The organism is Chryseobacterium sp. BGARF1 (assembly GCF_001677955.1).
Lineage (GTDB): Bacteria > Bacteroidota > Bacteroidia > Flavobacteriales > Weeksellaceae > Chryseobacterium.
In genome coordinates this window covers 154197-178404 of sequence record NZ_LELA01000042.1, presented here as the reverse complement: position 1 = coordinate 178404, position 24208 = coordinate 154197, and the positions used below count along the sequence as shown (strand labels likewise).

The following is a 24208-nucleotide window of genomic DNA, read 5'->3' as shown; positions in this document are numbered from 1 at the left end:
TATAACATTTTAACGGTATATGGAAGTCAATAATAAGTGATAAAAATAATTGAATTTTAATTTTGTGTTTCAAAAATTTGTATATCTTTGCATCTGAAAATCAAGTTTAACCATTAAAAAAACAACGAAGCAATGTTCAGATTCAATCAGCTTTCAACAGTAGGATTGCCTTTTGCAAAGGCGAGGCTTCGTGGTATGGTACATTCATAGAATAACAGTATATTGAAATATCAAAACCCGAAGTCGTAAGATTTTCGGGTTTTTTATTGCGCAATATTTCAAACTCAAAACAAGTTTCCCCGAAATCAAAATTTTTATCAGGAGCTATTTCCCGCTGTCCACTGTATCTTTTTTTGCCATCGCTTTTTTCAAGCCACCGCAAAAAAAGGATGCCGTTACCATCGGGGCTAATAAAACTTCCTGTCAATCACAACCTAACGGGTTTCAAAAACCCGTTAGGTTTAAATAAATCAACTAAAATTATAGTTGATAAAATATTTGACGCAAAAATGTCTGACATCTTGCGTCTAATATCTAACATCTTATTAAAAAACAATGGGAAATTTAAAACTTAAAGGAAAAGATATATTAAAATTAGGCTATCCAAACAATCAGAGCGTGAACATCGCTTTGGAAGTCATGAAGAGAAATTTTGCAACCAAAAATATTCATTATGTGAAATCTCTTTTAAAGGAAATTCAACAGAATCCGGAACAATTTGAAAAAGATTTAAGCTTCGGACAGATTGCAGAAGCCTTGCTTTCATCCAAGAAAACCGAAAAAAGAATGCTCAATACAAACCGAGCAACTTTCAATATTTTCGGAAACAATATTTCGGATGAAGCAAAAAACCAGTTGTATACCGCATTGAAATTGCCAATTGCCACGCAAGGTGCTTTAATGCCCGATGCACACACTGGTTATGGGCTTCCAATCGGTGGAGTTTTGGCAGTTGAAAATGCCGTGATTCCTTACGGAGTAGGGATGGATATTGGCTGTAGAATGTCGCTCAGTATTTTGGATACCCCTATCTCATATCTTGACGGAGCAAGAGATAAATATGAAAAAGCTCTTGCTGAACATACCAAATTCGGAATGTATGAAACGCATAAATCTCACGTTGACCACGAAATTTTCGACAGAGATACATTCGATTTAATTCCGATTTTGAGAAGACTAAAAGGAAAAGCCATCAAACAAATGGGAAGTTCCGGAGGCGGAAATCACTTTGTAGAATTCGGGGAAGTTGAAATAACAGAAGAAGACAAACAAATCGGGCTTCCAAAAGGAAAATATCTCGGAATTCTTTCACACAGCGGTTCGCGTGGTTTGGGAGCAGAAATCGCTCAATATTATTCGAGAGTGGCGACTGAGCAATGTCCGTTGCCAAAAGAAGCGCAAAACTTCGCTTGGTTGGATTTGAACACGCATCTCGGTTTAGAATATTGGACGGCGATGAATTTGGCGGGAGATTATGCTTCGGCCTGTCACGACGACATTCACCGAAGATTGGTAAAAGCAGTCGGCGGAAGAGTAAAGGCGAGAATCGAAAACCATCACAACTTTGCGTGGAAGGAAATTCACAACGGAAAAGAAGTGATTGTTCACAGAAAAGGTGCAACTCCGGCGAACGAAAATGAATTGGGAATGATTCCAGGTTCGATGACAGCAAAAGGTTTTATCGTTCGTGGAAAAGGAAATCCAGATTCTTTGAATTCAGCTTCACACGGAGCAGGAAGAGCTCATTCGAGAGGAGAGTGTAGAAATCTTTTCACTCAAAATGACATTAAAAAAGAATTAAAACTTAAAAATGTCACTTTGATGGGCGGAAATACCGAAGAAGCACCAATGGCGTACAAAGACATCAATGAAGTGATGAATGCACAAAGTGAATTGGTTGATATTCTGGGAACTTTTCAACCTCGAATTGTGAGAATGGATAAGTAAAATGGTTGTTAGTTTTTAGTTGATGGTTGTTAGAATTTTTAACGCCATCAACTATTAACCATCAACCGACAACAAACAAAAAAATAATGGACAAATTAATACAAATAACCTCAGGAAGAGGACCTTTAGAATGTCAATGGGTAGTTGCCAAAGTTCTGAAGGTTTTCCTTGAGGAAGCAAAACATAATAAAATAGACTACGAAATCATTCATCGTGAAAATGGTGATGAAAATCTGACATTGAAATCGGTAACGCTACTTTTAAAATCAAAAAATGTAAATGAATTTTTAAAAACTTGGCTAGGAAGTATTTGCTGGATTGGGAAAAGTACCTTCCGAAAACTGCATAAAAGAAGCAACTGGTTTATCGGGATTTTTGAACTGGAAGGTTTGGAGAAAATTAATTTCAACGAAAAGGATATTCAGTTTCAAACGACGAGAAGCCAGGGAAGTGGCGGGCAAAACGTGAATAAAGTAAACACGGCTGTTCGTGCAACTCACCTTCCGACTGGGCAAAGTGTTTTTGTGCAGGATACGCGTTCGCAGTTGGAGAATAAAAAACTTTCGATTGAAAGATTGAAAGCAAAAGTTTTGGAACAGAATATCATTCAGCTTCAAAAAAGAATGCAGGAAACTTGGAATAATCATTTGCAGGTGCAAAGAGGAAACCCAATCCGAACATTTTCTGGAAGCGATTTTAAAAAGAATTATCATGAGAAATCTTTTAAAAAAGAAAGAAATCAACTGAAAAATGAATTAAAAAACTACAGAAATGACTTTAACTAAAAGTAAATATTATTTTGAAGCTTTGGATAATTATCCTTACAGCTTGCCCGATTGTTTGGAAGCATTGAATTATGCACTGTCTTACGATCCTGAAGATGCAGATTCTCTTTGTCTGATGGGAAGGATTTACAGCGAAATGCTCATAGATTACGAAAAAGCAAAGCTCTATTTTGAAGAGGCGATGCAATGTGATGTTACGAATCTTAATACACCAAAATATTACATTAAATGTCTTTTGGATAATGAAGATTTACAGGAAGCCGAAAAGCTGATTAACTATTCTTTAAAAATAAAAGGAATTGATAAATCGACTTTGTGGTTTTACAGATCTCTGCTTTCTGAGAAAAGAGGAAGCTTTCCCAATGCTTTAAAATTTTTAACTGAAGCAGAAAAGTATTGCTTTACATCGCATAGTTTAGATGTTGTAAAAGACCGCAAGAAATTTATAAAATCTAAAATGTCCAAGAAAAAATCTAAAAACAAGAAGGAGACGAAATAAGTCTCCTTTTTTTGTAAATTTAATTTATGAAACACTATTTATTTTTTATTCTATTGCTATTGATTTCCTGCAAAAAGAACGATGTGAAGAAAGCAATAATTCCGAAAGATGATTTGCTAAACTTGCGATACGAAGTTTTAAATCAGTTGATTAAAAACGATAGTGAGACGTTAGAGTTTAATCATTTTATTTATAATTCTACCTTGAGTCCAGTCAATATAGATGTAGAAGACAATGAAATACGGCCTCTTGGTATTGATTTGAAATACGATTCAATTTTTTTACAGAAAGACTCTGTTTATTATAAAAATCAAGAAAGAGCTGTTTTAAATTTTAAATTCGATAAAAGTAGAATTAAGATTAACTTAAAATATATAACAGGTCAAGAACTTCAAAAACTCCAGGAAATTAAGAAAAGTAATTTTTGGATTGAATTTGATAAAAAATATGGTGACAACTGTATTTGTCGTTTTTCTGTACCATTTTTTAATAAAGAAAAAACTATATGTATCGTTCAAAATTCAATGTCTTGTGGACCTTTGGATGGAGGAGGAAAGACTATTATTTACAAAAAAAAGAATGGGAAATGGGTAGTTTTAAAAACATTTGACCAATGGGTAAGTTAATATTATGAAAATAAGGTTTACACGCAAAAAACTTCATCTAAAAGAAACATTTTCCATTGCTTACGGAAACTACAATCATCGTGATGCATTGTTAATAGAGTTCTCCCATCAAAATTGTAAAGGTTATGGCGAATGTGTGGCGATCGATTATTATCAGATCGATCTTCATGATTTTGTTTTAAAATTAAAAAAAGTTCAGCATCAAATTGAAGTTCAGAAAATCATTCATCCTAAAGAATTTTTTAAGTTTTTATTGAGTTTAAACCTTCATTCGTTTTTATTATCTGCTTTAGATTGTGCGTATTGGGATCTGTTTGGAAAACTTGAAAACAAAAGTTTTTTAGAATTAAATCAACTTCCAACGGATAATTTAGTTGAAAGTTCAATCACGATTTCAATTGGAGATATTGAGAATCAAATCGATAAAATTCAGAAAAGCGAATGGACTCGATTTAAAGTAAAATGCAAAGGTTTAAATAAAAACAATATTGAAAAATTATTACAATTAGATAAAAGTAGTGCTTTAGATTCTAACGCAAGTTTTACCGATGAAGATTGTATTTGGCTTCAGGAAAATGCTGAGGTTCAAAGATTTTCATATTTGGAGCAACCTCGACCGATTGACCATTATAAAATATTAAAAAAAGAAAGTTTTGCTAATTGGATGGCAGATGAAGATTGCCAAAATATTGATTCGCTTGACGAACTGATTCCATATTATAAAAGCATCAATATTAAATTGATGAAATGTGGAGGATTGACTCCCGCTTTAGAAATGATAAAAAAAGCAAGAGAATTGAACTATAAAATTATGATCGGCTGCATGACAGAATCCACAGTCGGAATTTCCGCAGGATGTCTTTTAACGGGACTCGCAGATTTTGTAGATCTAGACGGAGCAAATCTTATTTCAAATGATTATGCCACAGGAAATTTTGTAGAAAATGGCAAAATTATTCTATCAGGAAAACCAGGTTTGGGAATTAGTTTAAAGTGAATTGTGAATGGTCAATTCGCTTTGTTTTTCAATTAAAGTAAAAGAAAACAAAAATAGACTTTCAAAAGAAAGCCTATTTTTTATTTACAGAGATCAAATAATCATAGACCATTTGATGTTGTTCATCATTCAATTTCGCTTTTGGAGCCATTCTGCTTAAGGTTTTTATCCATCCCTGATCATCATGTTTTGCAGGATCAGGTAATTTGTGACATCTGTTGCATGAGTTTTCAAAAACCGTTTTTCCCTGTGCCAAATGTTCAGCTGAGGTAAATTTAGGGCCGCTTACTGCTGTACTTTTTGGCCCGCATGAAACCATAAAAAGAGATCCTAAGATCATACTTAAAACTAATTTTTTCATGATGATATATTTTGTTGGTTGAGTCTTTTATTTCTTCACAGACACTAAATAATCATATACCCACTGATGTTGTTCGTCAGTTAGTTTTGCTTTTGGCGCCATGGCGTTCATAATTCCTACCCATTGTACAGAAGTAAATTGTGTAGGTTCATATAATTTATGACATCTATTGCAAGCGGTTTCGAAAATAGTTTTTCCCTGAGCGATCTGTTCTGCGGTACTTGTTGCTGATCTTGGAGCTTCGGCTACCGATGTTGCTTTCGGAGTACAAGATGCTAATAAAATAAGGGCAAATGTTGCTGCTGCAAATAGACTTTTCATATTGTTTTTTAATTGTTTAAAACAAAAATAACGAATTTTGCAGGTGGTTGGTGTTTAGATCTATAATTTAGAAGCATTAAAATTAATGTGCTTTTTCTCGGATTTTGCAGCTTATTTTTATATTTTTGAATGAATGAAAATTTCTACAGAAGACTTTATAGGGGGCATTAAATCAGGCAATAAACGTTTGATCGCAAAAGCGATTACTTTAGTTGAGAGTACAAAACCTGAACATCGAAGCCAGGCAGAAGAACTCTTAAAAAAAATTCTTCCATTAACGGGAAATTCAATTAGAGTGGGGATCACAGGAGTTCCCGGTGCCGGAAAATCTACTTTCATAGAAAACTTCGGAAGATTAGCGATTTCAAATAATAAAAAAGTTGCGGTTTTAGCCATCGATCCGAGTTCTGCGATTAATAAAGGCAGTATTTTGGGTGATAAAACCCGAATGGAAGAGTTGGCAAAAGAAGAAAATGCATTTATTCGTCCTTCGCCAAGTTCAGGTTTTTTGGGAGGAGTTGCCAATACGACTTTTGAAACGATGATGATTTGCGAAGCTGCAGGCTATGATTATATTTTAATCGAAACCGTTGGAGTGGGGCAGTCTGAAGTTTTGGTCTCAGATATTACCGACGTTTTTTTGTTTCTGAAAATTATTGGCGGTGGAGATGAGCTTCAGGGAATAAAGCGTGGAATCATGGAAATGGTGGATATTATTTTCATTAATAAAGTAGAAGAAAGCAATCTGCAAAAAGCTAAAAATACCAGGCTTGAACTGAAACGGGCATTAGATTTTATCCCAGCTAAAGAAAAAGACTGGAAAGTTCCTGTTTTGCTGGGGTCTGCATTGCATAACGAAGGGTTGAAAGAGGTTTATCAAAATATTGATGATTTTATTTCATTAAAAAAGAATACCAATCGCTTTGATGAAGTACGAACACAACAATCTGAAAAACGCTTTGAATATTGGGTTCAGGAATATATTTTAAGTATGATGAAAAAAGATAATTCGGTGGAGGAAGCTTATATTCAGCATAAAAAAAATGCTTCAGACCAGATTTCTAATCCAAGTACTGAAGCAAAATTATTTGTAGAAAAATTTTTAAGAGATTCAAGACCCGAGATTTGAGTTGCGAGTTTCAAGATCCGAGTTTTTGCAATTCGGAAAATATTTAATAATATTTTTTTGTATTTGAACCTCGTATCACGAAACCCGAACCACGATTAAAGCTTCTCTTTTTCTTTCGTTTCTTCGTTTTTAGAAATATATCCATCGTAAGAAATAGGCTGTCTGTCGTTACTTCTTATGGATGTTGATGCTCTTCCGTTTTTATAAATTTCAATATTGATATCAGAAATATTTTTCACATCATTGGGTTTGATTTTGTATACCCAATTTCCTTTTTTACTTTGGGTTTTCGTTACTGCGTAATCTTTTGAAGTAAATCTGTAGCTGTTATCTGAAGAACCGTAAGTTGATGTAAAAGCTCTTCCAAAATAAGGTAGGTTAACTTCCATTACTCCTTTTTTTATTTCGATGCCATAACCTTGTCCTGAAATCTGAAATGTGCGAAGTTGAGCTGCATTTGGCATTGAGTTGACCACATTAATAACATCAAAACTCATAGGATTTGCTTTTTCAGCATAAAAAGTAAACTCATCAGAACTAACCAGATTGTTTACTATTTGTGGATCAACTTTTTGCGATGTACAATTCTGAAAAAGAAATATGAATGCAAAAACAGAGATTATTTTTATATAATTTTTCATAAGATTAAATTTAGTAAATTTATACATCAAAATGTATGCAAAAACGAATTTCAGAATATTTTTTGGAATAGAAATTGTTAAGGTTCATTTATAATAAGCATAATTATGAAAATTACTCATTTATTAGGTATTGGAGCAGCGGCTTTTGTAGTTGCAGCATGTACAACAAACCCGATGACGGGAAGGAAATCTTTACAAATAGGGACTTTAAATTCTGAAATAACATCTACTGCTGTACAACAATATCAGCAGACCTTAAAAGAGTCAAAAGTTGTGACTGGAGCTCAGGCTCAAATGGTAAAAAAAGTTGGAAATAATATAAAGTTAGCCGCAGAGAGATATTACGCAAGTATTGGCAGAGCTGCAGATTTGTCAGGTTATCAATGGGAGTTTAATCTTCTTCAGGATAAACAGGTGAACGCTTGGTGTATGCCGGGTGGAAAAGTTGCGGTTTACACTGGGATTCTTCCCATAACAAAAGATGAGACTGGTCTTGCTGTGGTAATGGGACACGAGGTTTCTCATGCTTTGGCAGGTCACGGTAACGAAAGAATTTCACAGGCAATGGTTGCTCAATATGGAGGAGCTCTTTTAGGAGGAGCTATCAGTAATCAACAAATTGCTAATGTTGTAGCGGAAGCTTATCCTGCAGTTTCTCAGGTTGCTTTGCTTAAATATGGAAGAACTCAGGAGTCTGAGGCAGATGAAATGGGATTAAATTTAATGGCGATTGCAGGATATGATCCACGTCAGGCAATTCCGTTTTGGCAGAGAATGGAAGCCTCATCTTCAGGAGCGAGACAGCCAGAGTTTTTATCTACTCACCCTAGTCCTGCAACAAGAGTTGCAGATATTCAAAAAGATTTGCCTAAAGCTTTAGAGTATTATAAAACTGCTGGAGGAAAAATTTAATGTAAATTTTAGTTTTCAATTCAATTATTTGGGAACTAAATTTTTTTCAAATTTTACTTATATTTAAAAGTTACTATTCACCATCAAAAAACACTATTATGAAAAGTATTTCGATTATAGGGATGATACTTCTTGCAGTATCTGCCTTACTTTTTTATCTGACAACAGATTTTACGGTTGAGAAAATTACACTCTCACATGTAATGGGAGTAATGGCGGGAATTGGTATAGGTTTGATATTTGGCGGAATGATAGGATATGTAAGTAAAGGTAGTGCCATAAAAGCTGAAGCCAAAAGAAAGGAGTTTAAACAACTTCAAAAAGAAAAAGAAGAATTGGAGAAGCAAGCTCTTGAAATTGAAAAACGTCAGGCTGAGCTTGAAAGAGAAAGTATAAATAAAAATCCTCAAATTTAAATTTGAGGATTTTTTTATGATTAAATATTTCTAATTAGAATTTATACCCTAAACCTAACAAAAATAAGCTTGATCTGTTGTCGTAATTGATTTCCTGACTTGACCCCGCAACGTTGTTGATGAATTTTCTCTGATCTTTAGAAAAAGCACCTTCATATCTTGCTGTAAGAATTAGTTTCTTAATCTCACTTTGTACACCCAATTGGTAACCTACAGTAAATTCTTTTGCATCAACTTTCTGTACGAAGTTGTCAAAATTATCACTTTTAGCTAAGTTGAAACTTCCAACTGGTCCTGCATAAGCACTTAATAAATTCCCTAACACATTTACCCCTACCAAAACAGGAATATCTACCCTGCTATTTTTAGCTTTAATGGTAGTTTGCGCTGCATTTACATCATTTTGTACAGTAACTTCATTGCTAAAATTGGTATAATAAATTTCCGGCATTAGATATAATGCAGTTGGTAAATCGATTTTTAAAGATAAACCAACATTAAATCCGGTAATATTTTTTCCTTTTTGCTCTACTGCATTGGTTGCCGCAGATTTTAAATTCTTCCACGAAGCTGAACTTGTAGGAATTACTGCATTGGCTTTTGCCGCCAAAGAAATCTGTGCTGATGCAAAAACTGAAAAGCCTATCAATGCTGCACTAATTAATTTTTTCATTATCGTCTATTTTTGTAATCGTATTTTCAATAGTCTTATTATTCTCCAATAGATATTCTCTCAATTCCTTAAATAATTCTGATGAATAAACGAAATCGATTAGATTTTTATTGCCTGCAGTAATCAGAACGTCTTTATTACCTTCCCATTCTTTTATGCCCAATCTCAGATATACAATTTTCTCGCCAATTGTCATCACCGAGTTCATATCATGGGTATTAATAATGGTTGTAGTATTGTATTCTTTGGTGATTTCAAGCAATAAATCATCAATTACATTAGAAGTATAAGGGTCTAATCCTGAGTTTGGCTCATCACAGAACAAATATTTTGGGTGGTTTACAATCGCTCTTGCTATCGCCACACGTTTTTGCATCCCTCCGGAAATTTCTGATGGAAACTTTCTGTTGGCTTTATCTAAATGTACTCTTCCGATTACCTCAAAAACTCTTCTTTTTTTTTCTCTGAAAGTTAAATTGGTAAACATATCAAGAGGAAACATGATGTTTTCTTCAACAGTTAATGAATCAAACAATGCACTTCCCTGAAATAAGGTTCCGATTTCAGATCGTAGATGTTGTTTTTCTTCGCGGTTCATTACGTTAATGTCTCTTCCATCAAACAAGATTTCTCCCGATGAAGGTTGATACACGTTTAATAAACTTTTAAGGAAAACTGTTTTTCCTGATCCACTTTGCCCGATGATCAGGTTTGTTTTTCCTTTTTCAAAGTTGGTTGAAATTCCTTTAAGCACTTCAACATCACCAAAACTCTTTTTAAGATTTTTTACCTCAATCATCAGCTTAATATTAATTGCGTTAAAATTAATTCGGAAATAATGATAAATACCATCGTCCAAACCACGGCTTGTGTACTTGCTCTACCTACTTCCAATGAGCCACCTTTTACAAAATATCCAAAATAAGAAGGAACGGTAGCAATTACAAATGCAAAAACAATTGTTTTGGCAAATGCATAGAAGATAAATAAATTAGGCATATACATTTGAATACCTGTGATGTAATCTGCCGTCGTCCAGTTACCAGTAAGTATTCCGGCAATATAACCGCCGCCAATACCAAAAACGATACTGATTGCAATCAAAAGAGGGTTGAAAATAAGACAGGCAATGATTTTAGGTAAAATTAAAAAATTGGGAGAGTTTACTCCCATAATATCTAAGGCATCAATCTGTTCTGAAACACGCATTGTCCCAATCGTAGATGCAATGTATGAACCTACTTTGCCAGCTAAAATTAAACTGATAATAGTAGGAGCGAATTCTAATACTAAAACTGCTTTGGTCGCATAACCAACAAATGCAGGAGGAATTGGGAACGATGATGCATCAAAATTGTTAAACATCTGAATGGCAACTACTGCTCCTACGAAGATAGACGTGAAAATAACCAACCCAAATGAGTTGACACCCAAGTCATTGATTTCTCGCATAAATAGCTTCCAAAAAACTCTCATTTTCTGAGGCTTTTGAAGAGATTTACCGATAAGAATCATGTATTCTCCGACGGCTGTAAAAAACTTTTTTAACATTCTGCTAAATTAGGCTATTTTTATTTAATTTGTTTAAGACTAAGGTTACGACTAAGTCTGAGTTTGATGCTAAAATTTTAAATTATTTTAACGTTACCTCGTCTTATTTTGCATTTTTATCTCCGGTTATTACTAGTAAAATGGTCTTTAAAATAATAACGATATCTAAAGTGAAACTCCAGTTTCTGATGTAGAATGCGTCGGCAAGAATTCTCTTGTTCATTTCTATTTCCACATCTCCCGCATCACCTCTTAAGCCATTTACCTGAGCTAAACCAGTAATTCCTGGGTTGGCTAAACTTCTTAAGCTGTATCTTCCTATTTTTGGTTTGTAATAATCATCAACAGCCAACATGTGTGGTCTTGGGCCTACAATAGACATTTCACCTTTCAAAACATTAATAAATTGTGGCATCTCATCAAGGCTCGTTTTCCTTAAAAACTTTCCTATTTTGGTAATTCTTGAATCGTTGGCACTTGTTGTTTTAGATGCAGAATCTTCATTAACTATCATTGTTCTGAATTTAAAACAATTAAAAACCTCCTCATGGAAACCATATCTTTTCTGAACGAAAAATACAGGACCTTTAGAACTTCTTTTAATTAAAATTGCAATAATGGGAAACAACCACGAACAAATGAATAGCAAAACAAAGACCGAAAAGATAATGTCAAAAATTCTCTTAAGTAAAAAATTAGAGTAATAATCTAAAGGATATTTTGCCTGCGTTAAGATTGGTTGGGTTTGAATATATCCTAAATCATAAAAGAAAAAATTGTTTTTCGCAATATTAGGAATCAACGAAATATGTACTTTGTTGGCTTCTGCCAATCTGAAAATTTTATCCTCTGTTTCATTGCTAAACGAGTTTTCCGTATGAATAAATAACGTATGGATTCCATTTTTTTTCCAAAACTCTACAAGATTTTCAATATTTATTTCAGTTGAGCTGTAATTAAATATTTTATACCCAAAATCTTTTCTGTCTTCAATTATTCTTTTTAAAACCTCTGTTGATTTATTTTCACTCAGAAACATCACATTCCTATGGTTGACTCCCATGGTTCTGATGTATCTTATCAAAAAATAGACAGCAGATTTTAAAGTAAATATAAAAACAAAAAGATAAAGCGAAAGCCAGGTTAGTTCTGAACCAAAAAACTGATTGTTGCTCACTTTTCTTATCAATATCAAACCGATGATAAATAAAAGAAAATGAATAATAATACGCTCTACAAAAAGAATATAAGTGAGGTTTCTGGATATATTATAAATCCTAGTTCTTCCACTTAATAAAATCCAGAATAAGATAACAAGAAGTAAAGGAAACGATGTTTCGTACCATAGTTCCCGATTGTGTACCAAATCTGGAGTTGTGTTTAAAAAATAAAATACAAAAACAGTCGCAAGAACAAAAAGGTCGAGCAATATGATAATTGATTTTAGATAACGGGAATATCGTATTCTTTGCATCTTCTAACGAAAGGCAGAGGCTAATATAAACAATTTACGGAATATTCAGGTATTTATGTGTTTGCACCGATGCTTGCCAACGTGGGTTTGCAAGGATGAAATCGGTCATCTTTGGATACATCTCGTCTCGCTTGCTCCATTCGCTCTGAAGATATAATCTGCAGTTTTCGGAAACTTTGCTCGCTTGTTCTTCAGCGAATTTAAAATCATTATTGTTAAAAATAATCATTTTAAGCTCGTGAGCTTTCGCGTAAATTTCTTCTTTTGGAAGCCCCGTTTTCTTTGGTGAAAGAGTAATCCAATCGATTTGTCCGCTCAAAGGATAAGCTCCCGAAGTTTCGATATGAACGGTACATCCTAATTCCTTTAATTTAGAAGTCAAAATATCTAAATTCCACATCAATGGTTCGCCGCCAGTCAAAACAATCGTTTTACAATGTCTTGCGGCAGTTTCTGCAATTTCTTCAGCATTCATCAGGGGATGCAGCGTTGGGTCCCAGCTTTCTTTTACATCACACCAGTGGCAGCCAACGTCACAACCTCCCAGTCTGATAAAGTAAGCCGCTTTTCCTGTATGAGCACCTTCTCCCTGAATAGTATAAAAATGCTCCATCACTGGGAGCATTTTACCTTCTTTTAATAATATATCTTCTTCTTTATTCATTTTAGCTTGTCAAACGTTCAAGGTTTTTAAAACCTTGAACGTTTAATTAAAAATTAATCGTTGTAAACCGAAGTTTTGTAGGCAATGATGGTGTTTTTCATCAACATTGCTCTTGTCATAGGACCTACTCCTCCGGGAACAGGGGTAATCCAGCTTGCTTTCTCTGCACAACTGTCAAAATCTACGTCACCTGCCAAATAATATCCTTTTGGAGAATCGTTATCAACTCTAGTAATTCCTACGTCAACAATTACCGCTCCGTCTTTAATCATTTCACCTTTCAAAAAGTGAGGGTCGCCTAAAGCTGTAATTACGATATCTGCTTTTTTAGTATATTCTTCGATATCTTTGGTGTAAGAGTGCGTCAATGTAACGGTAGAGTTTCCAGGGAAATCTTTTCTTCCCATCAAAATACTCATAGGTCTTCCTACAATCTTACTTCTTCCGATAATAACACAGTCTTTACCTTTTGTTTCGATATTATATCTTTCCAATAAAGTTAAAATTCCGAAAGGTGTTGCAGGCAGGAAAGTGTCCATTTCCAAAGCCATTTTTCCGAAATTTGTAGGGTGGAAGCCATCAACATCTTTTCTTGGATCGATTGCGTTGATGATTTTTTCCTGATCGATTTGGTCTGGTAAAGGCAACTGAACGATAAATCCGTCAACTGCTTTAGATTTATTTAACTCATCGATTTTTTCCAACAATTCAGATTCAGAAACCGTACTTGGAAATTTCACTAAACTCGACTGAAAACCAACTTCTTCACAATCTTTTACTTTAGCGTTTACATAAGCTTTACTTGCACCATTGTTCCCAACAAGAATGGCTACCAAATGAGGAGCTCTTCTTTTGCTTGCAATGATTTTATCAACTTCAACCTTGATTTCTGCTTTTATTTCTTTGGATACTTTTAGTCCGTCAAGAATTTCTGCCATTTTTACTTTTATTACTTTTTATTAGATTTTTTATGGATATTTTTCCGGATTCTGATGGGTGCAGAAAACGGAAAGGATATAAATCATTTTTTCATCTTCATTTATTTCATAGAAAATGATGTAAGGAAATTTCTTTACAAGAAGCGCTCTCACAGATTTAAACCTTTTTTGAAAATATGGATTGCCTATAATTCTGCTTATTGAAAGATCCAGTTGTTTATTGAAATTCTTCAGAACTTTCAATGAAATTTTAGCATAATAATCTGTCGCCTCTTCAATATTTTCTTCAGCAATTGGTAAAAATTTAAAATTAAAGTCCATATTTGGCTCTAATTCTTTTTAACGATTCTTTACCATCTACTGCTGTAGATTTGTCTTGTTTTAAAGCTTCATCAATAACTCTTTTCATTTCATCCGTCAATTCAAAATCATCTTCGTTTTTTTCAAAACTGATTTTCATTTTTTTTAAAAAAGTTTCCACAAAGGTTTCTTCTTCCTTATTGCTTAGGTTAATGATAATCTGTGTCATATCTTTATTTTTGATTAAAATTAATGAAAATTTTCAACAATTATTTGTTTCCTTTATAATAATTAATCAACCCATTCGTAGAACTGTCATGAGAGTTAATTGTCTCATTACTTTCAAGTTCCGGTAAAATTTTATTTGCTAAAACTTTCCCTAATTCCACCCCAAACTGGTCAAAACTAAAAATATTCCAAATGACACCTTGAACGAAAATCTTATGCTCATACAAAGCAATTAACTGTCCCAATGAAAAAGGAGTTAATTCTTTGATTAATAATGAGTTAGTGGGTGTGTTTCCGTGGAAGACTTTATAGTTTAACAAGAAATCTATTTCTTCTTCAGCTTTTCCTGAAGCTTGTAATTCTTCTTCCACTTCTTCTTCGTTTTTACCAAAAGCTAAAGCTTCAGTTTGAGCGAAAAAGTTGGCCAATAATTTATCTTGATGGTCAGAAACTTTGTTCGGGCTTTTTGCATACGCAATAAAATCTGCCGGAATCAATTCTGTTCCTTGGTGAATCAATTGATAAAAAGCGTGTTGTCCGTTTGTTCCCGGTTCACCCCAAATAATTGGACCTGTTTCATATTCTACGAACTCTCCGTTTCTGTCGACACATTTTCCGTTGCTTTCCATATCTCCTTGTTGAAGATAGGCTGCAAATCTGTCTAAATACTGAGAGTAGGGTAAAACAGCATGACTTGTTGCAGCATAAAAATTACGGTACCAGATTCCTAAAAGTCCCATCAAAACAGGAACGTTTTCAGAGAAATCTGCTGTTTGGAAATGTTGGTCTGTATTTTCAGCTCCTTTTAATAATTGTTCAAAATTTTCATATCCAACTGAAAGAACAATGCTTAAACCAATTGCGCTCCACAATGAATATCTTCCACCAACCCAATCCCAGAATTCGAAGATGTTGTCTTCCGCAATCCCAAAGTCTTTAACTGACTGAACATTAGTAGATAAAGCTACAAAATGTTTTGCGACATCTTCCTGTTTTCCTGCTTTTAAAAACCAGTCTTTTGCTGAGTTTGCATTCGTCATTGTCTCCTGAGTCGTAAACGTTTTGGAAGCAATGATGAACAAAGTGGTTTCAGGATTTAAATTTTTCACCACTTCAGCGATATGATTTCCGTCTACGTTTGAAACGAAATGAACATTTAATCTTGTTTTAAAATGTTTTAAAGCTGAAACGACCATTACAGGTCCCAAATCTGAACCTCCAATTCCAATGTTGACAACATCCGTAATTTCTTTTCCGCTAAAACCTTTGTGATCTCCTGAAATAATTTTTTCAGAGAAAGATTTCATGTGATTTAAAACTCTTTTGATTTGAGGCTTAATGTTTTCACCATCAACCAAAATTTCTTTATCAGAAAAATCCCTCAAAGCGGTATGCAAAACTGCCCTTCCTTCTGTCTCGTTGATTTTATCACCCGAAAACATTTTAGAAATAGCATCCTTCAACTGACATTCTTCTGCAAGATTCAAAAGAAGCTCTTTTGTTCTTGAATCGATTAAATTTTTAGAATAATCGAATAAAAAATTGTCTTTTTTGATAGAAAACTCCTCAAAACGGTTTGGATTATATTGAAAAAGAGTTCTTAGCTCAAAATCATTATTTCCAAAGTGTTCGTCGAGGGCTTTCCAGCTTTGAGTATGAGTAGGATTTATTTTAGATAGCATAAATTAAAATTAAGGTTTAAAAAGCTGATTTGTAGAAAAATTAGAGTCGAAATCATTCTCATTCAGACACATAAAGTTTCAATTTGCAAATTTACGGAATTTTCGGGCAATGATGTTAATTGATGGTTAAAAATCAATTGGTAAGTTTTAATTCTATTCCCAAATTTTTGGTTATTTGGCTAGAATTATTTGAACCATTCACAAATATCCAGCCTTCTTGCGATAGATTGCCAAGAATAATATTTTTAGGATTTTCTGTAAGAGAGCCAATCATTGGGTCATGACCAATAGTTTCTTTTTTCTCACCGTTTATCATCATCATTTTCTGATAAGAGTTTTCTTGATTTAAAATCCATTCAAATCCTACAATTATTCCTTCTTTTGGAAGAGTAAATGGTTTGGGAAAGATAAATTCAGTAATCTTTTGCTTTTTAACGCATGTAACTATCACAGATTTGTACAGGTCACCCGGTATTCCGTTTTCATTATAGTAGATGTTAATTTTTATGGTGGCAGATTTTTTAGAAAATAGTCTTGAGTAAAATTTGATTGATTCTATAAATAAGGGGGCTTCTGAGATATCGTTTCTAAGCTCTTTTGCTACCATCCAAATCGTATTGTGTACTCCATAGAAGCTGTTTTCTTTAGATACCTTTCCTATAGTAAATGTTTTAGAAAATTTGGGTTTAGGAATGCGTACTTCATCAATATTTGTGAATTTTGGTTGTAGTAAATAAGTTGGTTGGTTTTGTTGTACTTTAAAATCCTCATATCCAAAAGATTGAATTTCAAATATCTCTTCACTTTTCTCTAAAGTTATTTCTCCGTTTTCTTCTGTATTTTTGTAGTAATGTTTGTCTTTAAAAGTCAGTTTTGCATAAGAAATTGGCTTTTGACTTTCTGCATCTAAAATTTTGATTCGGTTTTGAGAAAAGGCAGTAATACTTAGAATAAAAAGGGTTACAGCTAAAAATTTGGTCATTGTTTTTATTTTGAATGTTTAACGCTTTTTCCTGAGTTTTATTGAATAAGTAAGAGAAAATGTCTCTTAAGATAGATTTATTTTGAATAAAACAAAATTAAAAATTATTGCTAGTAAAAATAAAAAAACCTCCACAAAATGCAGAGGTTCAATACTATTTATATAAATAACCAAAAAAGGTTAGGATGCCACATTTATTCTTTATAGGCTTGAATTGGTTTCTTGTTAGATTTATTTTTACGATAAAAGTAAAATAATACACCTCCAATTAATAGAATCGGCCAAATTACAATGAGCCCAATCACAATTCTCTGAATTAAATAATATCCTTCAACAAAAGCATTTTTTGCACTGTAAAAGAAATCGAATTTATATTTATTATCAATGTTTTCTGAATTGGTAATAGCAATTTCTGCAATTCTAACTTTGGGTTCTTTAATGTAAATATCAATGGTACTGTATTTCAGATTGTCGGTAACATCAAGATTTGCGAGTTGCTGTTGGTTTTCTTCAGACATATTTTCGTCGCTCATTTTTACTTTATCTTTTGTGGTTTTGAGTTCCGAAATATTCTCGCTGGTTTTTTTGATTCTTTTGCCTTCCATTTCAGCGTATTTAATGCTTGAAGTCACATCTTCAGCATTGATAATTCTAGAATTCAGGAAGAGTTTTTTATCATTGATTAAAGTTAAAAGCTCACCCAGTTTTGAGGTGGGTACTCTTACCTGCATCGTGTTTTCGGTCTGATATTTTTTTATAAGCATTGCATTTTCGTCGGAAGTATTATAGGTGTCTTCTGAAATTACTCTGCTTTGTAGATTACTGTGAGTGATAAATCCGCCAAGTTCCTGCACCGATTTTTCGATAGAAATGGTTGTACCGTAAACGTCCTTCACTTCCATATTTACATTCGCCGTTTTGATGAATTGCTTGTCTTTCACAGACATTGTTGCTACCGATGAAACGCTATCGGAAATTTCTACTGAAGCGGAATCTGCAGCTGTTGACATTTCATAATTGCTTACGGTTGCTTCGCCTTTTTTACATGAATAAATTCCCAATAAAAGTGCTGTTGCGATGGTTAACCTGATGTGCGTTGTTTTCATGATATTTATTTTTAATGTTTTGCTTAATCCAAAGTTCCAGCAGAATCGTTTGTAATGTTTGAATATTGCAGGTAAATATTTTGTAAATAATTATTTGAATTTAAAATATTGAATTTCAGATTTTTGTAAAAGAACTAAAGCTGCTTAGATGGTGTTTCGGATTGATTTTTGCTGATGTTTTACAAATTAAATCTCAAATAATATGTCTAAAACTTTTTCCAAAATCAGAAACGCTATAGAATTATTCAGATCAATAGATTTTGATCAGCTAAGTGCCATTTCTCAAAAGGTAGATTTGCCAAAGCTGATGCAGAGTTTTTCAAAATTAGATGATAAACAACTGAAAGGATTGTCGAAAATGCTTGATCCCAACAAAAAGAAAAAGGAACTTCCGCCTATTGATGGTGATTTCTACGATATTTATCACACGTTGACACCGGAGCAAAGAGAAGTACAGCTGAAAGTAAGAGCGTTCATGGAAAAAGAAGTTAAACCTTTGGTGAATCATTATTGGTTGAGAGACGAGTTTCCACATGAGCTGATTTCAAAGTTCCAAAAACTTGATATTTGCGGGGTAACTTATGAAGGTTACGGTTGCAAAGGAATGCCTTTTTTGATGGAAGGAGTGATTGCAATGGAAATGGCACGAATTGATGCTTCAATCGCTACTTTTTTTGGTGTACAATCAGGTTTGGCAATGGGTTCTATTTATATCTGCGGTTCGGAAGAGCAAAAACAAAAATGGCTTCCTCAAATGCAGAAGTTTGAAAAAATTGGCGCATTTGGTTTGACCGAGCCTGAAGTGGGTTCTGGAGCAGCAGGAGGTTTGACGGCAACTTGTAAAAAAACTCCTGAAGGCTGGGTTTTAAATGGTGAAAAAAAATGGATAGGAAATGCCACTTTTGCAGACATAATTATTATCTGGGCAAGAGATCTTGATGATGGCGAAGTAAAAGGTTTTATTGTTGAAAAAGATAATCCCGGATTTTCAGTTGAGAAAATCAAAGGAAAAATGGCGCTTCGAATTGTTCAGAATGGGTTGATCACTTTGAAAGATTGTTTAATCACAGAAGAAAACAGACTTCAAAATGCCAATTCATTTAAAGACACAGCAAAAGTTCTCAGAATGACAAGAGCCGGAGTTGCCTGGATGGCGACAGGTTGTGCAAGAGGAGCCTATGAAAGTGCTTTAGCTTACACAAGAACACGGGAACAGTTTGGAAAACCAATTGCTTCATTTCAAATGATTCAAGGGCATTTGGTAGAAATGTTATCGAATTTGACGGCGATGCAAACCCTGGTTTTCAGACTTTCTGAAATGCAGGACGAAGGAATTCTAAAAGATGAACACGCTTCTTTAGCCAAAGTTTTCTGTACGATGCGTACAAGAGATGTTGTTTCCAGAGCACGGGAAGTGATGGGCGGAAATGGAATTCTGCTCGAATATGATGTGGCAAGATTTGTTGCCGATGCCGAAGCAATCTATTCTTATGAAGGTACAAAAGAAATCAATTCACTGATTGTTGGTCGGTCAATTACAGGTTTCAGCGCATTTGTGTAATTAATGTGAATGGTCAATTGTCAATTCGCTTTGCTTGTCAATTTTAAAATTCACTTGCGAAGCAATATTCACAATTGACCATTGACTTTTTTATTTCACCAAAGCTCTATATTTTTCTTTATTATCGATAATCATCCAAAGATTAATCAGGAAAAGGACTCCCGCAATAGACATTCCCATTGGAGACTTATCCATCATAAAATTATGAATCACAATTCCTACCATTACCGGAAGAATGACAATGGCTCCCAATGCTCTTGTTTTTGGAAAGATAAATAATAACCCGCCAAGAATTTCTACAGCACCAACTAAAGGCAATAACCAGAATATTTTATCAAATGCGGCAAAAAGTTCCATTTGCTCGGGAGTTGGTTTTTCCATGGGCATGTAATTGAGAAACTTGTTTAATCCCGCATTGATAAACATTAAACCGAAAAGAATACTGATAATAAGTTTAATAATTTTCATGAGATGATTTTTTATTAAAATTAAATAAAATTCTTTTTCGTTGTGAAAAAATCAATTAAAATTTAATTTTATCGAAAATTATTCATTGCTTATTACCAATTGCTCATATTTTAATCCATTTCCTTTAAGGTGATATTTTTCGAGATTTTATAGGATTTTTTCTTTTTATGAGGTTTTTCTTCCTCACCCAATAATTTTCCCCATGGTTTTAAGCCATCAACTCTTTCAAAAATAATTTTAATGATTGCAATCGCCGGAATACACAAGAACATTCCTGAAATTCCCCAAAGATGTTCACCTAAAAGAATTCCGATGAAAGAAAATAATGCATTGATCTTTACCTTTGAACCCACCACAAAAGGCAATACAATATTTCCATCGATGGCGTGAACAATAACATAGCCAATTGCTACATAAACGCAAGTGGAAACAGTGCCTGTTGCAAATGCGATAAAACAAGAAATTAATAAAGAGATAGCTATTCCGATGTAAGGAATTACATTTAATAATCCAGTTAAAACACCTAATAAAATTGCATATTTTACGCCTAAAATAGTAAGAACTGCTGTAGCAAGTACAGAAACAATAATTACCTGAAGACAAAGTCCGATGATGTATCTTTTGGTCATAATCCTTACTTCCGAAACGACTTCCTGTACACTTGCTTTATGTTTTTCGTTGAAAACATTAACGATGAAGTTATTTAATATTCTTCTATAATTTAATATAAAAACGAAAAACAAAATAAAGAATGCCAAAAAGCCTAAACTTGTAGAGAATACACCAAAAGTAAATCCTAAAATTATTCCCGAAGAAGATAAAAGTTTGTTCAAACCTTGATCCAGATAATCGAGCTGCTCATGAATTTTCACATTAAAAGTCTGTGATACCCAGGTTTGCAGATTATGAAAAACCAAATTGAACTGTTTGCTTAGGTGTGGAAGGTCTTTGCTGAAACTTGATAGCTGCGATCCGAAGAAGTAAAACATTCCCGTAAGAATAATGAGCATGATCATGACCGAGATGATGGTAGAAAAAGATCTTGGAAATCTTAATTTTCGTTCCATAAAATTAGCCATCGGTAAAAAAAGCATGGCCATTAAAAAAGCCAAAAAAAACGGAGCCAAAATACTTTGCCCCAGTTTAATAAGATAACCAATTCCGATGATGGAAATCACTGCTAATGCGAGTTTTAGGAGAAATGGGAGTTTTATAAAATTCATAATTAATAATCTGCTGCATAAAAATAATAAAACCCCACCGTTTTTGGGTGAGGTTTTATGTTTATTGTTGAAAATTTATTTTTCGATGGCCAGTTCCAGTACTTCTTTCATCCAGCTTACGTAGTTTACTTTCAGGTTTTTCAGGTAATCCTGTTTTATTTCTTCTACATCTTTTCTGTTGGCTTCACAAAGGATCACTTCTTTGATTCCTGCTCTTGTTGCTGCCAATAATTTTTCTTTAATTCCGCCTACAGGAAGTACTTTTCCACGTAACGTAATTTCGCCGGTCATGGCAAGATGAGGTTTTACTTTTTTATTTTTGAATGAAGAAACCATAGAAGTCAGCATTGCAATTCCTGCAGAAGGCCCGTCTTTTGGTGTAGCTCCTTCAGGAACGTGAACGTGAATATTTTTCTTTTCCAGATCGTCTTCACTGATTCCCAGATCTTCATGTTTGGCTTTGATGTACTCCAACGCAATGGTTGCCGATTCTTTCATTACCGTTCCCAGATTTCCTGTCATGGTAAGGTTTCCTTTTCCGTTGCTTGTGATGCTTTCAATAAATAAAATATCTCCGCCAACACTCGTCCAGGCTAATCCTGTAACTACTCCCGGAACATCCGTTAATTCAGATAAGCTTTTAGGTCTTGGAACGCCTAAAATTTCATCCACTTTTTCAACGGTTATTTTGGTATCGTATTCTCTTTCTAAAGCCGTCTGTAAAGCAACCCAACGTGAGATGGCAGCAATTCTTTTTTCTAAAGTTCTTACCCCACTTTCTGAAGTGTGTGCTTCGATGATATGTTTCAGTTCAGGATTTCCAAGTTTGAAAGATTTTGTGGTCAAACCGTTTTCTTCCTGTTGTTTTTTTATTAAATGTCTCTTAGCAATCTCAATTTTCTCCTCTAAAGTATAGCCCGCAATCTGAATGATTTCCATTCTATCTAAAAGCGGAGTTTGGATCGTAGAAAGCGAGTTTGCTGTTGCCAAGAACATTACTTTAGACAAATCATAACCCATTTCAAGGAAGTTATCGTAGAAAGAACTGTTTTGTTCGGGATCCAGAACTTCAAGCAATGCTGAACTCGGATCACCGTGCATTCCTTTTCCTACTTTATCGATTTCGTCTAAAACAATCACAGGGTTTGAAGTCCCCGATTTTTTAATGGACTGAAGAATTCTTCCCGCCATGGCGCCAATGTAGGTTTTTCTATGACCACGAATTTCACTTTCATCGTGAAGTCCGCCTAAAGAAACACGTACATATTTTCTTCCCAAAGCATCGGCAACAGATTTTCCTAAAGATGTTTTACCAACTCCTGGAGGACCTACCAATAGTAAAATGGGGGATTTCATGTTGTTTTTTAATTTTAAAACAGCCATGTGTTCTAAAATTCTTTTCTTGATATCTTCTAAACCAAAATGAGCTTTATCTAAAACTTTTTCTGCTTTTTCAATATCAAAAGTGTCTTTTGTAAAGGTTTCCCACGGTAGATCTGTAAAGAAATCCAAATAATTTCTCTGAACATTATAGTCCGGAGAATTTGGGTTCTGACGTTGCAAACGAGCAATTTCTTTTTGGAAATGCTCTTCAACTTCAGGTTTCCAGTTTTTATCTTGTCCTTTTTTAAGCAGGTCTTCAATATCGCTTTCGGGGCCACCTCCCAATTCATCCTGAATAGTTCTGATCTGTTGATTCAGGAAATATTCTCTCTGTTGTTTATCTAAATCTTTAGAAGTTTTTTGATGAATTTGATTTCTCAATTCAAGCTTTCGGAAATCCTCGTGCATCATTTCGTAGCACTTTTTGGCTCTTTCCATCAGGCTTTTTTCTTCCAAAAGTTTTTGCTTTTCCAAATAAGGGAAATTGGCATTTGTGCTTACAAAATTCAGCAAATCTTCATTGTTGCTGATATTTTTTATGGCAAAATTGGCAGCATTCGGAATATTAGGGTCGAGCTCAATAATTTTTAGAGCTAAATCTTTAATGTTTTCCAATAATGCTTCATATTCGTCTTTGTTTTTAGCCTTTGTATCTTTTAATTTAGTAATCTCAGCTTTGAAATAAGGTTGAGAGTCTACGATTTTTTTAATTTTAAATCGGTGGAATCCTTTGGTAATAGCAGTGATGTTTCCTTCAGGAAGCTTAATGATCTTAATGATCTTGGCTAACGTTCCTGTGTGATAAAGGTCTTTTTCGGTAGGCTGCTCAACGTCAGAGCTTTTCTGACTCACAATTCCTATATAATCGCCATTTTGTTGCGCTTCTTCAAGCAGTTGTATAGAGGTCTTTCTTCCTGCAGTAATAGGAATTACCACATTTGGGAACATTACCATATTTCTTACCGGAAGTATGGGGAAAATGTTTTGCTTAGAGCTTTTCTCATTATCCATTTCCAGGTCAGAAAGGTTGATTTCTTCGGCTACGATATTAAAACCATCGCCAAGAATATCATCAAAATTTATATCTTCAAATTCTGTCATAATAAATCGAATGACAAATTGTCATTTTCAGTTTAAGTCGTTACAATGATAATTTTACATATTGCTTAGAGAAAGCAATATGTATGAACTATATATTAAGTTGACAATATTAATGCCATTTGATAATCGTCAAAAAATACGGTCAAAATTTCCATTTTAACAGTATTTGAATTTTAAAAATTAAAAACACGACTTATATTTCTGTAATTTCTTAAAAATGTGTATTTTCGCACACTGATA

27 protein-coding genes are annotated in these 24208 nt (G+C 33.9%); 9 read left to right on the top strand and 18 right to left on the bottom strand.

The genetic code is table 11. From position 1 onward, the window contains the following. Nucleotides 1-142: 142 nt before the first annotated feature. Complete coding sequence (locus AB671_RS22465; RefSeq protein ID WP_066675261.1) at nt 143-427, bottom strand: hypothetical protein; 285 nt, start codon at nt 425-427, stop codon at nt 143-145. Nucleotides 428-555: 128 nt separating this feature from the next. Here AB671_RS22465 and AB671_RS08145 point away from each other — a divergent pair, with 128 nt between their 5' ends. From AB671_RS08145 to AB671_RS08125, 5 genes are all read left to right on the top strand, one after another. Further along, nucleotides 556-1947, top strand: coding sequence for an RtcB family protein (locus tag AB671_RS08145; protein WP_066675258.1), 1392 nt, complete (start codon nt 556-558; stop codon nt 1945-1947). A gap of 86 nt (nt 1948-2033) precedes the next feature. Continuing rightward, entirely contained in the window at nt 2034-2732 is a 699-nt protein-coding gene (gene prfH / locus AB671_RS08140; RefSeq protein WP_066675434.1) for a peptide chain release factor H, read from the top strand. Next, nucleotides 2719-3231 carry a tetratricopeptide repeat protein gene (locus tag AB671_RS08135; protein WP_066675256.1) on the top strand — a complete coding sequence of 171 codons (513 nt, stop codon included), beginning with the start codon at nt 2719-2721 and terminating at the stop codon, nt 3229-3231. Before prfH ends, AB671_RS08135 begins: the two co-directional genes overlap by 14 nt. 26 nt (nt 3232-3257) lie before the next feature. Continuing rightward, nucleotides 3258-3857 carry a hypothetical protein gene (locus AB671_RS08130; protein WP_066675253.1) on the top strand — a complete coding sequence of 200 codons (600 nt, stop codon included), beginning with the start codon at nt 3258-3260 and terminating at the stop codon, nt 3855-3857. A gap of 4 nt (nt 3858-3861) precedes the next feature. Beyond that, the gene (locus AB671_RS08125) at nt 3862-4854 is read left to right on the top strand and encodes an enolase C-terminal domain-like protein (protein ID WP_066675246.1); all 993 of its coding nucleotides are present in this window, start codon (nt 3862-3864) and stop codon (nt 4852-4854) included. A gap of 73 nt (nt 4855-4927) precedes the next feature. On the opposite strand, the gene AB671_RS08120 is transcribed toward AB671_RS08125, so the two are convergent. Together AB671_RS08120 and AB671_RS08115 are read right to left on the bottom strand one after the other, a co-directional pair. After that, nucleotides 4928-5215, bottom strand: a complete 288-nt coding sequence (locus tag AB671_RS08120; protein WP_066675236.1) for a cytochrome C — start codon at nt 5213-5215, stop codon at nt 4928-4930. A gap of 27 nt (nt 5216-5242) precedes the next feature. After that, the gene (locus AB671_RS08115) at nt 5243-5536 is read right to left on the bottom strand and encodes a c-type cytochrome (protein WP_066675233.1); all 294 of its coding nucleotides are present in this window, start codon (nt 5534-5536) and stop codon (nt 5243-5245) included. A 133-nt stretch (nt 5537-5669) separates the two neighbouring features. On the opposite strand from AB671_RS08115, the gene meaB reads away from it, so the two are divergent. Next, nucleotides 5670-6665: a methylmalonyl Co-A mutase-associated GTPase MeaB gene (gene meaB, locus AB671_RS08110; RefSeq protein ID WP_066675230.1), complete on the top strand. Its 996-nt coding sequence runs from the start codon at nt 5670-5672 to the stop codon at nt 6663-6665. Between the two features lie 95 nt (nt 6666-6760). Here the strand turns inward: meaB and AB671_RS08105 are convergent, their stop codons facing one another. Further along, entirely contained in the window at nt 6761-7306 is a 546-nt protein-coding gene (locus AB671_RS08105) for a DUF4251 domain-containing protein (RefSeq protein WP_066675432.1), read from the bottom strand. Between the two features lie 105 nt (nt 7307-7411). On the opposite strand from AB671_RS08105, the gene AB671_RS08100 reads away from it, so the two are divergent. Further along, nucleotides 7412-8218, top strand: coding sequence for a M48 family metallopeptidase (locus tag AB671_RS08100; RefSeq protein ID WP_066675228.1), 807 nt, complete (start codon nt 7412-7414; stop codon nt 8216-8218). 98 nt (nt 8219-8316) lie between these two features. Continuing rightward, a complete protein-coding gene (locus AB671_RS08095) occupies nt 8317-8634 on the top strand; it encodes a hypothetical protein (RefSeq protein WP_066675225.1) in 318 nt (105 codons plus the stop codon). 34 nt (nt 8635-8668) lie between these two features. On the opposite strand, the gene AB671_RS08090 is transcribed toward AB671_RS08095, so the two are convergent. From AB671_RS08090 to AB671_RS08040, 11 genes are all read right to left on the bottom strand, one after another. Beyond that, nucleotides 8669-9307 (bottom strand): outer membrane beta-barrel protein, encoded by a 639-nt coding sequence (locus AB671_RS08090; RefSeq protein ID WP_066675221.1) that lies wholly within the window; start codon nt 9305-9307, stop codon nt 8669-8671. Further along, the gene (locus tag AB671_RS08085; protein ID WP_066675216.1) at nt 9291-10106 is read right to left on the bottom strand and encodes an ABC transporter ATP-binding protein; all 816 of its coding nucleotides are present in this window, start codon (nt 10104-10106) and stop codon (nt 9291-9293) included. Before AB671_RS08085 ends, AB671_RS08090 begins: the two co-directional genes overlap by 17 nt. After that, nucleotides 10106-10858, bottom strand: coding sequence for an MlaE family ABC transporter permease (locus AB671_RS08080; RefSeq protein WP_066675213.1), 753 nt, complete (start codon nt 10856-10858; stop codon nt 10106-10108). Before AB671_RS08080 ends, AB671_RS08085 begins: the two co-directional genes overlap by 1 nt. Nucleotides 10859-10961: 103 nt before the next feature. Beyond that, a complete protein-coding gene (locus tag AB671_RS08075; protein ID WP_066675211.1) occupies nt 10962-12332 on the bottom strand; it encodes an exopolysaccharide biosynthesis polyprenyl glycosylphosphotransferase in 1371 nt (456 codons plus the stop codon). 34 nt (nt 12333-12366) lie between these two features. After that, entirely contained in the window at nt 12367-12996 is a 630-nt protein-coding gene (locus tag AB671_RS08070; RefSeq protein WP_066675209.1) for a 7-carboxy-7-deazaguanine synthase QueE, read from the bottom strand. A 53-nt stretch (nt 12997-13049) separates the two neighbouring features. Next, entirely contained in the window at nt 13050-13934 is an 885-nt protein-coding gene (locus AB671_RS08065) for a bifunctional 5,10-methylenetetrahydrofolate dehydrogenase/5,10-methenyltetrahydrofolate cyclohydrolase (protein ID WP_066675206.1), read from the bottom strand. Between the two features lie 30 nt (nt 13935-13964). Next, nucleotides 13965-14255 carry a type II toxin-antitoxin system RelE/ParE family toxin gene (locus tag AB671_RS08060; RefSeq protein WP_066675202.1) on the bottom strand — a complete coding sequence of 97 codons (291 nt, stop codon included), beginning with the start codon at nt 14253-14255 and terminating at the stop codon, nt 13965-13967. Further along, nucleotides 14245-14463, bottom strand: a complete 219-nt coding sequence (locus AB671_RS08055) for a hypothetical protein (RefSeq protein ID WP_066675199.1) — start codon at nt 14461-14463, stop codon at nt 14245-14247. The genes AB671_RS08060 and AB671_RS08055 overlap by 11 nt, the downstream gene beginning before the upstream one ends. A 40-nt stretch (nt 14464-14503) precedes the next feature. Continuing rightward, nucleotides 14504-16144: a glucose-6-phosphate isomerase gene (pgi, locus tag AB671_RS08050; protein WP_066675197.1), complete on the bottom strand. Its 1641-nt coding sequence runs from the start codon at nt 16142-16144 to the stop codon at nt 14504-14506. 133 nt (nt 16145-16277) lie between these two features. Beyond that, a complete protein-coding gene (locus AB671_RS08045) occupies nt 16278-17126 on the bottom strand; it encodes a hypothetical protein (protein WP_066675195.1) in 849 nt (282 codons plus the stop codon). Between the two features lie 194 nt (nt 17127-17320). Continuing rightward, on the bottom strand, nt 17321-18232 hold the full coding sequence (locus AB671_RS08040) for a DUF4349 domain-containing protein (RefSeq protein ID WP_066675193.1): 912 nt from the start codon (nt 18230-18232) through the stop codon (nt 17321-17323). A gap of 202 nt (nt 18233-18434) precedes the next feature. On the opposite strand from AB671_RS08040, the gene AB671_RS08035 reads away from it, so the two are divergent. Then, a complete protein-coding gene (locus AB671_RS08035; RefSeq protein WP_066675192.1) occupies nt 18435-19793 on the top strand; it encodes an acyl-CoA dehydrogenase family protein in 1359 nt (452 codons plus the stop codon). 90 nt (nt 19794-19883) lie between these two features. Here AB671_RS08035 and AB671_RS08030 read toward each other — a convergent pair whose 3' ends face one another. The 3 genes from AB671_RS08030 to lon form a co-directional block, all read right to left on the bottom strand. Beyond that, nucleotides 19884-20261, bottom strand: a complete 378-nt coding sequence (locus tag AB671_RS08030; RefSeq protein WP_066675189.1) for a MauE/DoxX family redox-associated membrane protein — start codon at nt 20259-20261, stop codon at nt 19884-19886. Nucleotides 20262-20371: 110 nt separating this feature from the next. After that, the gene (locus tag AB671_RS08025) at nt 20372-21484 is read right to left on the bottom strand and encodes an AI-2E family transporter (protein ID WP_066675187.1); all 1113 of its coding nucleotides are present in this window, start codon (nt 21482-21484) and stop codon (nt 20372-20374) included. 75 nt (nt 21485-21559) lie between these two features. Continuing rightward, on the bottom strand, nt 21560-23968 hold the full coding sequence (gene lon, locus AB671_RS08020) for an endopeptidase La (protein ID WP_066675181.1): 2409 nt from the start codon (nt 23966-23968) through the stop codon (nt 21560-21562). Between the last annotated feature and the right edge of the window lie 240 nt (nt 23969-24208).